We start from the raw sequence: 10777 nt of genomic DNA on the forward strand, positions 1-10777 counted from the left end.
GTCCCCACGGCCGGCGGCGCGGGGACCCAGGGGGAGGGCGCCCCCGCCCCGGACGGACCGCCCGGGGCCCCCTTCCTCGCCTGGCTGCGCACCCCGCGCCCGCAGGCGGCGCCGGGCGTGTGGGCCTTCGCCCACCGGCCCAGGCCCGCCGAGGAGCCGGTCCGGGCGCCCGCCCGGCAGCTGCTAGGCGGCGCGCTGATCGCGCTGCTGTCCTGCTGGCTGCTGTGGTCGCTGCTGTGGAACAGCTTCCTCGGCGGGCTGTGGATGTGGCCCCTGTTCAACTTCACCGCCGAGTCCTGGCGCAGCGGCATGACCTTCGTCGTCCTCTCGTACGGCTACTACGCGCTGACCGCCGCCCTCCTGCTGTTCTTCTTCGGCCGCCTCGGGCGCTGGCCCGAGGTCTGGCGCCGCTGGGGCGCGCCCCTGGTGCGCCGCCTCTGGGACGACGGGGGCGAGCCGCCGCCCGCCGCGCCCGCGCCCCGGGAGGATCCGGCCGAGTGGCCCCGGCTGCGCGCCGCCGGGGCGCACGACGCCGCCGACCGGCTCGCCGCCGACGCCCGCGCCGGGCTGATGAACGACGTCGACCACGCCCGCGTCGAGCGCGCCTGGGAGGCCGCCACGACGCGCCCCGGCCGGCTCGCCGCCTTCACCGACACCGTCCTGCGGCACGGCGCCGCCGCCTGCCCGCACCCCTCGGGCGCCCGCGACCTGGCCGTCCGCACCGCCCGGCACGACCTGGTCGCCCGGCAGGTGCGGATCGGCACCGCCGCCGACGACCGCCGCAATCCTTACGCGCACCGCGGCACGGGCTGCGCCCTCGGCCCGGGGCTGCTGGGCACGTCCCTGCTGGCCGTCGGCCCGCCCGGCAGCGGCAAGACGGACCGCCTGGTGCGGCCCGTCCTCGAATCGCTCTGCCTCCAGGCCCTGGCCGGGCGGGCGGCCGTGGTCGCGGTCGGCGCGGCGGGCGCGGACCTGGCGCCGGACGGCGCCTTCGACGTCGTGGTGAAGATCGGCCGCCCCGACTCGGAGTACGACCTCGACCTCTACGGCGGCACCGACGACCCGGACGAAGCCGCCGGGGTCCTCGCCGAGGGCCTCGTCGGCGACCTCGCCGGGACGCGGCCCGGAGCCGACGGCCGCCGCGCCGCCACCGCCCTCGCCCAGCTCCTCGGCCCCTACCGGGCCGCCCACGGCCGCTTCCCCTCCGTCCCCGGGCTGCGCGAGCTCCTCGACGGCGACCCCGGCGCGCTCGGCGCGCTGCGCGCCGCGCTGACGGCCGGCGGCCAGGACGGGCTGCTGCGCGAGCTCGACGCCCGCGAGCGGCAGGCCGGGCGCCCGGGCGACGTGGCCCCGCTGCTCGCCGACCGGCTCGCGCTGCTGGACCGGCCCGCCTTCGCGGGCTTCTTCGACACCACACACCCCGGGCGCACCTTCTCCCTGCGCACCCTCGAACACCCGCTGCGCGTCCGCGTCGACCTGCCCGAGCGCGGCCACGCGGAGGCGTCGCGGATGCTCGCCCGGCTGGTCCTCGCGCAGTTCACGGAGTGCGCGGCGAGCCGCGCGGACCGGTCGCTGTTCGCCTGCCTCGTCCTCGACGACGCCACCTCGGCCGTCACCTTCGAGTCCGTCCGCGGGCTGCAGCGCCTGCGCTCCGCCCACGCGGGCGCCGTCCTCGCCCTGCGGACGCTCGACGACGTTCCCGAGGCCCTGCGCGGCCCGCTGCTCGGCTCGGTCGGCTGCCGGATGGCCTTCTCCGGGGTGACGACGTGGGACGGGGCGCTGTTCGCCGAGGTCTGGGGCAAGGAGTGGGTGGAGACCCGGGACGTGACGGACCGTCAGGTCGTCGCCCACGACCCGTTCTCCCGGACCATGCACGTCCTGCGCCGGCTGATCAGCGGCCGCGCGGTCACCGCCCAGTCCGTCACCGTCCGCACGGTCGAGCGCGAGCGCTGGTCCGCCTCCGAGCTGGCGCACGCCGTCCCGCCGGGGCACGCGGTGCTCTCCGTGACGTCGGTGGGGGGTACGGCCGCGCCGCCGGTGCTGGTGGATCTGCGCAGGTGAGGGGGGTACGCCTTACCGGCGTTTACGCCACTGAGGCAGAATTGGCGACAGCCGTTCATACGGGACGGCGGTGTCAGGATCCCAAGGACCATGCCTCCCACCCTCGCGTCGCTCGCCCACCACTCCGCGCTCAAGCTGACCGTGCTCGCGGGCGGGGACCGGCTGGACACACCCGTCCGCTGGGCCCACGTCAGCGAACTGGCCGACCCCGTGCCGTGGATGGAGGGCGGCGAACTGCTGCTGACCACCGCCATGAAGATCGACGCGGCGGATCCGGGCACGGTGCGGCCCTACGTCCGGCGGCTGGTGCGGGCCGGGGTGGTCGGCCTCGGCTTCGCGGTGGGCGTCAACTACGAGCGGACGCCGTCCGCGCTCGTCGAGGCCGCGGCGGAAGCGGGCCTCCCGCTGCTGGAGGTGCCCCGCCGCACCCCCTTCATCGCCATCAGCAAGGCCGTCTCGGCGGCCATCGCCGCCGAGCAGTACCGGGCCGTCACCGCGGGCTTCGAGGCCCAGCGGGAACTGACCCGGGCCGCCCTCGGGGCGGACGGACCCGCCGGGGTGCTCGCCCGGCTCGCCGCGTACCTCGACGGGTGGGCCGCCCTGTACGACGCCTCCGGCGCGGTCGTGGCCGCCGCCCCCGACTGGGCGACCCGCCGCGCGTCCCGCCTCGGCGCCCAGGTCGAGCGGCTGCGCGACCGGTCCGCCCCCGCCAGCGCCGTCGTCGCCCCCGAGGAGGGCGAGGACCGCGTCGAGCTCCAGTCCCTGGGCACCGGCCGGCGCGCCCTCCCCCGTCGCCTTAACGGCACGGGAGGTACCCCCATCGTCCTCGCCGTCGGCACCGGCGCGCCGCTGGGCACGTCCGAGCGCTACGCCGTCAACTCCGCCGTCGCCCTCCTCACCCTCACCACCGAGCGCTCCCGCGCCCTGCACCGGGCGGAGCAGCGGCTGGGCGCGGCGGTCCTGCGGATGCTGCTGTCCGGCCAGGCGGAGCACGCGCGGGACGTCGCCGGCGAGCTGTACGGCGCGCTGCTCGACGCGCCGTTCCGGGTGCTGGTGGCCCGGGCCGCGCCCGTGCCGGAGGGCGAGGAACCGGTGGGCGATCCGCTGGGCGGGCTGGCCGAGGCGGTGGAGACCGCGGCGAGCCGGGCGGCGGAGGCCGTGCTCGCCGTCCCCGACGGGGAGCGCCTCGTCGTCCTCGCGCCGGACGGGGGCGCGGCGGTGGCCGCCTGCGCGGAGCTCGCCGAGGCGGGGGCCGGGGTGGTGCTCGGGCTGTCCGCGCCCGCCGGGCCGGCCGCGACCGCGGCCGCCCACCGCCAGGCCGAGCAGGCGCTCGCCGTCGCGCGGCGGCGCGGGCGCGTGCTGGTCGAGCACGAGGACGTGGCGGCCGGGTCCGTCCTGCCGCTCCTCGCGGACGACGCGGTCCGGGCCTTCGCGGACGGGCTGCTGCGCGCCCTGCGCGCCCACGACGCCACCGGACGCGGTGACCTGGTCGCCTCGCTGCGGGCCTGGCTCTCCCGCCACGGCCAGTGGGACGCGGCCGCCGCCGACCTGGGCGTCCACCGGCACACGCTGCGCTACCGGATGCGGCGGGTGGAGGAGATCCTGGGGCGGTCGCTGGACGATCCGGACGTGCGGATGGAGCTGTGGCTGGCGCTGAAGGCGTCGTCCCCCGGGGGGGCGGGGGAGTAGCGCCCCGGACCCGCCCTTTCACCGTTTCTCGCGCGCTCCGCGCGTGGCAACGCGGCTGCGCCGCGTTCGCGCCCGAAGGGCGGACGGGGTCCGGGGTCTCCCCGGGAAACGGTGAAAGGGCGGGACAGGGGCAAACTCCCCACCGCGCCGATCCGGCGCGCCACCGCTCCCCACCGCTCCACCACGGACAAACAGCCCCCCACCCCCAACCCCCTACCGTGAGGGCGAACATTCACCACTCCGGAAGGGCCGGGCCCATGACCTCTTCCCCCGCTCCGCACGCCTTCTGGCTGGCCGGCCGCAAGGCCACCGGCGAGGAGTCCTTCGACGTCCACAACTCCTGGGACGGCCGGCTCGTCGGCACGGTCGGCGTGCCGACCGAGGCGCAGGTCGAGGAGGCCGTCGCCGCCGCGCACGCCGTGCGCGAGGAGTTCGCCGCCACGCCCGCCCACGTGCGGACCGCCGCCCTCGACCACGTCGCCGAGCGCCTCACGGAGCGCACCGAGGAGATCGCCCAGCTGATCTCCGCCGAGAACGGCAAGCCGATCAAGTGGGCCCGGGGCGAGGTCGGCCGCGCGGTCTCCGTGTTCCGCTGGGCCGCCGAGGAGGCCCGCCGCTTCAACGCCGGTGACGCCCAGCGCCTGGACACCGACCCCGGCTCCACCGGCCGCCTCGCCCTCACCCGCCGCTTCCCGCGCGGCGTCGTGCTGGGCATCGCGCCCTTCAACTTCCCGCTCAACCTGGCCGCGCACAAGGTCGCGCCCGCCATCGCCGTGGGCGCCCCGATCATCCTCAAGCCGGCCCCCGCGACCCCGCTCTCCTCCCTCGTCCTCGGCGAGCTGCTGGCCGAGACCGAGCTGCCCGCAGGCTCGTGGAGCGTGCTGACCGTCCCCAACGACCGCATGCCCGCGCTCGTCCAGGACGAGCGGCTGCCGGTCATCTCCTTCACCGGCTCCGGCCCCGTCGGCTGGTCGATCCTCGACTCCGCCCCGCGCAAGCACGTCACGCTGGAGCTGGGCGGCAACGGCGCGGCCGTCGTCCTCGCCGACTGGTCCTCCGAGGCGGACCTGGAGTGGGCCGCGCAGCGCATCGCGACCTTCTCCAACTACCAGGGCGGCCAGTCCTGCATCTCCGTGCAGCGCGTCATCGCCGACGCGTCGCTCTACGAGCGCCTGGTGCCCAAGGTCGTCGCGGCCGTCGAGGCCCAGGTCACCGGCGACCCGTCGGACGCCGCCACCGACGTCGGCCCGCTGGTCAGCGAGGACGCCGCCCGGCGCGTCGAGTCCTGGGTGGACGAGGCCGTCGCCGCCGGGGCGAAGCTCCTCACGGGCGGCAAGCGGGAGGGCGCGACCTACGCCCCGACCGTCCTGGCCGACGTCCCCGCCGGCGTGACCATCGCCTGCGAGGAGGTCTTCGGCCCGGTCCTGACCCTCTCCGAGACCGACGGCGAGGAGGCCGCCTTCGCCGCCGTCAACGACTCGCCGTACGGCCTCCAGGCGGGCGTGTTCACCCATGACCTGCAGACCGCCTTCCGCGCGCACCGCGCGCTGGAGACCGGCGGCGTGGTCATCGGCGACGTCCCGTCCTACCGCGCCGACCAGATGCCCTACGGCGGCGCCAAGCAGTCCGGCGTGGGCCGCGAGGGCGTGCGCTACGCCATGGACGACTACACCTACGAGCGGGTGCTGGTCCTGACCGGCCTGGCGCTCTGAGGCCCGGGTTCCGGCCCCGGCGGCACTCCGCCGGGGCCGGAACCGTGCGCGCGGTCTGGTAGAGGCCGTCCGGATCGGGTACATACGGACGGGTAGCACCGGTCGGTAGCGACCGGGACGACGCCACGACTCGAGCGGCGAGGTGCCACATGTCCGCACCATCCGTACGGCCGGTCTCCGAGCGAGAAGCCCGCCAGGTCGCCGAGGCGGCCCGCGAGCAGGGCTGGAAGAAGCCCAGCTTCGCCAAGGAGCTCTTCCTCGGCAGGTTCCGGCTCGACCTGATCCACCCGTACCCGACCCCCGCACCGGAGGACGTGCGGCGCGGCGAGGAGTTCCTCGCCCGGCTGCGCGACTTCTGCGAGACGCGGATCGACAGCGCCCGCATCGAGCGCGAGGCCCGCATCCCCGACGAGACCGTGCGCGGGCTCAAGGAGCTCGGCGCCCTCGGGATGAAGATCGACGTCAAGTACGGCGGCCTCGGTCTCACCCAGGTGTACTACAACAAGGCCCTGACCCTGGTGGGCTCCGTCAGCCCCGTCGTGGGCGCGCTGCTCTCCGCCCACCAGTCCATCGGCGTCCCCCAGCCGGTCAAGCTCTTCGGCACCCAGGAGCAGAAGGACCTCTTCCTGCCGCGCTGCGCCCGCACCGACATCTCGGCCTTCCTCCTCACCGAGCCGGACGTCGGCTCCGACCCGGCGCGGCTGGCCACCTCCGCCGTGCCCGACGGCGACGACTACGTCCTCGACGGCGTCAAGCTCTGGACGACCAACGGCGTGGTCGCCGACCTGCTGGTCGTCATGGCCCGGGTGCCGAGGAGCGAGGGCCACAAGGGCGGCATCACGGCCTTCGTCGTCGAGGCGGCGGCCGAGGGCGTCACCGTCGAGAACCGCAACGCGTTCATGGGCCTGCGCGGCATCGAGAACGGCGTCACCCGCCTCCACCAGGTGCGGGTGCCGGCCGCCCACCGGATCGGCCCCGAGGGCGCCGGGCTGAAGATCGCCCTGACCACGCTGAACACCGGACGGCTGTCCATCCCCGCCATGTGCGTCGCCGCCGGCAAGTGGTGCCTGAAGATCTCCCGCGAGTGGTCCGCGGCGAGGGAGCAGTGGGGCAAGTCCATCGCCCGGCACGAGGCCGTGGGCTCGAAGATCTCCTTCATCGCCGCCACGACCTTCGCCCTGGAGGCGATCCTCGACCTCTCCAGCCAGATGGCCGACGAGGACCGCAACGACATCCGCATCGAGGCGGCCCTCGCCAAGCTCTACGGCAGCGAGATGGCCTGGCTGATGACCGACGAACTCGTCCAGATCCGCGGCGGCCGCGGCTACGAGAGCGCGGCGTCGCTGGCCGCGCGCGGCGAACGGGCCGTCCCCGCCGAGCAGATGCTGCGCGACGCGCGCATCAACCGGATCTTCGAGGGCTCCACGGAGATCATGCATCTGCTCATCGCCCGCGAGGCGGTGGACGCCCACCTGTCCGTCGCCGGCGACCTCATCGACCCCGACAAGTCCCTGGGCGACAAGGCCAGGGCGGGTGCGCGGGCCGGCGGCTTCTACGCCCGCTGGCTGCCGAAGCTGGTCGCCGGTCCGGGCCAACTGCCGACCAGCTACGGCGAGTTCCACCCGGCCGGGTGCCGCGACCTCTCCGGGCACCTTCGCTACGTCGAACGCTCCGCGCGCCGGCTCGCGCGCTCCACGTTCTACGCCATGTCGCGCTGGCAGGGACGGCTGGAGACCAAGCAGGGCTTCCTGGGGCGGGTGGTGGACATCGGGGCCGAGCTCTTCGCGATGAGCGCCGCCTGCGTGCGGGCCGAACGGCTGCGCGCGGAGGGCGCGCATGGGACGGCGGCGTACGAGCTCGCGGACGCGTTCTGCCGGCAGGCGCGGGTGCGGGCGGACGAGCTGTTCGCCCGGCTGTGGACGAACACGGACGGGGTGGACCGGAAGGTGGTGGGGCGGGTGATGGCGGGCTCGTACGAGTGGCTCGAGGCCGGCATCCTCGACCCGAGCGGGGACGGCCCCTGGATCGCGGACGCGACCCCGGGCCCGTCGAAGACGGAGAACGTCCACCGGCCGATCGACTGAGCAGCGGCGGGGCGGGGTGCGGGTTCGCCCTGCGGGCGGCTGTGCCCCGGTCCCTCCCCCAGAGGGGGCACCCCCACTTTCTCCGTTTCCCGGGGAGACCCCGGACCCCGTCCGCCCTTCGGGCGGAGTCCTCAAACGCCGGACGGGCTGAACAGCCCGTCCGGCGCGAGAATCCCACCGCGCGCCCGGCAGGGTCGGCCGTGCGGCAACAATAGGGGGATGACCGACTCCCTCGCTGACCCGCATCTGCGCTATTCCGCCCCCCTCCCCCCGGGCACCCCGCGCGAGATCGTCATCCTCGGCTCCACCGGCTCGATCGGCACCCAGGCCATCGACCTCGTGCTCCGCAACCCGGGGCGCTTCAGGGTGACGGCCCTGTCCGCCGCGGGCGGCCGGGTCGAGCTGCTCGCGGAGCAGGCGCACCGGCTGAGGGTGGCCCGGGTCGGCATCGCCCGGGCGGACAAGGCGCCCGCGCTGCGCGAGGCCCTCGGACAGCGCTACGGGAGCGAGCCGCTGCCGGAGATCCTCGCCGGACCGGACGCGGCCACGGAGCTGGCCGCCGGTGAGTGCCACACCGTGCTCAACGGCATCACGGGGTCGATCGGCCTGGCCCCGACCCTGGCCGCCCTGGAAGCCGGCCGGTCGCTGGCCCTGGCGAACAAGGAGTCGCTGATCGTCGGCGGCCCGCTGGTGAAGGCCGTGGCCAAGCCGGGGCAGATCGTCCCGGTGGACTCCGAGCACGCCGCGCTGTTCCAGGCGCTGCTGGGCGGGGCCCGGTCCGAGGTCCGCAAGCTGGTGGTCACCGCCTCCGGCGGCCCGTTCCGCGGCCGGACGAAGGACGAGCTGGCGGCGGTGACCCCGGCGGACGCGCTGGCGCACCCGACCTGGTCGATGGGCCCGGTGATCACCGTCAACTCGGCGACCCTGGTCAACAAGGGCCTGGAGGTGATCGAGGCCCATCTGCTTTATGACGTCCCCTTCGACCGGATCGAGGTCGTCGTCCACCCGCAGTCCTACGTGCACTCGATGGTGGAATTCACGGACGGCTCCACCCTCGCCCAGGCGACCCCGCCGGACATGCGCGGGCCGATCGCGATCGGCCTGGGCTGGCCGGATCGGGTGCCGGACGCCGCTGAGGCCTTCGACTGGTCGAAGGCCTCGACCTGGGAGTTCTTCCCGCTGGACGAGGAGGCGTTCCCCTCCGTCGCCCTGGCCCGGCACGTGGGCACCCTGGGCGGCACCGCGCCGGCCGTGTTCAACGCCGCGAACGAGGAGTGCGTGGACGCGTTCCTCGCCGGCGCCCTGCCGTTCAATGGCATCGTGGACACCGTCGCCGAGGTCGTCGCGGAGCACGGCACCCCCGCCGCGGGAACTTCCCTCACGCTCCCGGACGTCCTGGAGGCGGAGGCCTGGGCCCGCGCCCGGGCCCGTGAACTGGCGGCCCGTACGGCCGGAACGACCTCGGAGGCCCGCGCATGACGACACTGATGACCGTCCTCGGGATAGTCGTCTTCGTGGTGGGACTGCTCTTCTCCATCGCCTGGCACGAGCTGGGCCACCTCTCCACGGCCAAGCTGTTCGGCATCCGGGTCCCGCAGTACATGGTCGGCTTCGGCCCGACGCTGTTCTCGCGGAAGAAGGGCGACACCGAGTACGGCATCAAGGCCGTCCCGCTGGGCGGCTACATCCGCATGATCGGCATGTTCCCGCCCGGCGAGGACGGGAAGATCGCGGCCCGGTCCACCTCGCCCTGGCGCGGAATGATCGAGGACGCCCGGTCGGCGGCGTTCGAGGAGCTCCAGCCGGGCGACGAGACGCGGATGTTCTACACGCGCAAGCCGTGGAAGCGCGTGATCGTGATGTTCGCCGGGCCGTTCATGAACCTGGTGCTGGCCGTGTCGCTGTTCCTCGGCATCCTGATGACCTTCGGCATCAGCACCGAGACCACCCAGGTCAGCTCCGTCCAGGACTGCGTGGTCAAGGCGTCGTCCGCCACCGACACCTGCCCCAAGGACGCTCCGAAGTCCCCGGCCAACGCGGCGGGCCTCAAGCCCAAGGACAAGATCGTCGCCTTCAACGGCGAGCCGACGCCGGACTGGAAGACGATCCAGCAGGACATCCGCAGGACCACCGGCCCGGCGACGATCACCGTCGAGCGCGACGGCAGGCGCGTCGACCTGCACGCCGACCTGATCAAGAACCAGGTCCAGAAGTACGACGCCAAGGGCAACCCGATCCGCGGCGAGTACGTCACGGCCGGCTTCCTGGGCTTCGCGCCCGCCCGCGGCGTCGTCCCGCAGTCCTTCGGACAGTCCGTGGACCGCATGGGCGACATGGTCCAGTCCGGCGTCGAGTCGCTGGTCAGCCTGCCCGCCAAGGTCCCCGACCTGTGGAACGCGGCCTTCGACGGCGGCGAGCGCAAGGCCGACTCCCCGATGGGCGTCGTCGGCGCCGCCCGGGTCGGCGGAGAGGTGTTCAACCTCGACATCCCGCCGTCCCAGCAGATCGCGACGATGCTGCTCCTGCTGGCGGGCTTCAACCTGTCGCTGTTCCTGTTCAACATGCTGCCGCTGCTCCCGCTGGACGGCGGGCACATCGCCGGGGCGCTGTGGGAATCGCTGCGGCGGGGCGTCGCCAAGGTCTTCCGCCGGCCCGACCCGGGCCCCTTCGACGTGGCCAAGCTGATGCCGGTCGCCTATGTCGTGGCGGGCGTCTTCATCTGCTTCACGCTGCTCGTCCTCGTCGCCGACGTGGTCAACCCCGTGCGCCTGACCTGACCCGGGCGGGAACGCGAACCAGGGCGGCCGGACACGCACCGTGTCCGGCCGCCCGTTGTTCGCGTGGTGTTCGAGGCGTGATGTGCCTCGGGGGGATCGCTTGCCGTAACCTCGGATGCCGGAGCCCGCCGATCTCGGGACCATGATTCAGACCTTGGGGTTGCTCGCCAGATGACTGCGATTTCGCTGGGAATGCCTTCCGTTCCGACCAAGCTCGCCGACCGCAGGGTCAGCCGCAAGATCCAGGTCGGTTCCGTGGCCGTCGGAGGCGACGCCCCTGTGTCGGTGCAGTCGATGACGACGACGCGGACGTCGGACATCGGCGCGACGTTGCAGCAGATCGCGGAGCTGACGGCGTCGGGCTGCCAGATCGTGCGGGTGGCGTGTCCGACACAGGACGACGCGGACGCGTTGAAGGTGATCGCGGCGAAGTCGCAGATTCCGGTGATCGCGG

General features: G+C 74.4%; 7 protein-coding genes. All 7 read left to right on the forward strand.

Annotated features, from left to right (window positions below):
- On the forward strand, positions 1-2061 hold a 2061-nt coding region (locus I5Q34_RS06975), incomplete at its 5' end, for an ATP-binding protein (protein ID WP_234428460.1).
- A 90-nt stretch (positions 2062-2151) separates the two neighbouring features.
- Complete coding sequence (locus tag I5Q34_RS06980; protein WP_199891258.1) at positions 2152-3750, forward strand: PucR family transcriptional regulator; 1599 nt, start codon at positions 2152-2154, stop codon at positions 3748-3750.
- Positions 3751-4007: 257 nt separating this feature from the next.
- The gene (locus tag I5Q34_RS06985) at positions 4008-5462 is read left to right on the forward strand and encodes an aldehyde dehydrogenase family protein (RefSeq protein WP_199891259.1); all 1455 of its coding nucleotides are present in this window, start codon (positions 4008-4010) and stop codon (positions 5460-5462) included.
- Between the two features lie 149 nt (positions 5463-5611).
- Entirely contained in the window at positions 5612-7546 is a 1935-nt protein-coding gene (locus I5Q34_RS06990) for an acyl-CoA dehydrogenase family protein (protein ID WP_199891260.1), read from the forward strand.
- Positions 7547-7765: 219 nt separating this feature from the next.
- Positions 7766-9025 carry a 1-deoxy-D-xylulose-5-phosphate reductoisomerase gene (gene dxr, locus I5Q34_RS06995; RefSeq protein WP_199891261.1) on the forward strand — a complete coding sequence of 420 codons (1260 nt, stop codon included), beginning with the start codon at positions 7766-7768 and terminating at the stop codon, positions 9023-9025.
- Complete coding sequence (locus tag I5Q34_RS07000) at positions 9022-10323, forward strand: RIP metalloprotease (RefSeq protein WP_199891262.1); 1302 nt, start codon at positions 9022-9024, stop codon at positions 10321-10323. The genes dxr and I5Q34_RS07000 overlap by 4 nt, the downstream gene beginning before the upstream one ends.
- 171 nt (positions 10324-10494) lie before the next feature.
- Positions 10495-10777: flavodoxin-dependent (E)-4-hydroxy-3-methylbut-2-enyl-diphosphate synthase (locus tag I5Q34_RS07005; protein WP_199891263.1), on the forward strand; the 283-nt coding region annotated here is incomplete at its 3' end.

The sequence above is a fragment of the Streptomyces sp. AV19 genome, assembly GCF_015999245.1.
Taxonomy (GTDB): domain Bacteria; phylum Actinomycetota; class Actinomycetes; order Streptomycetales; family Streptomycetaceae; genus Streptomyces.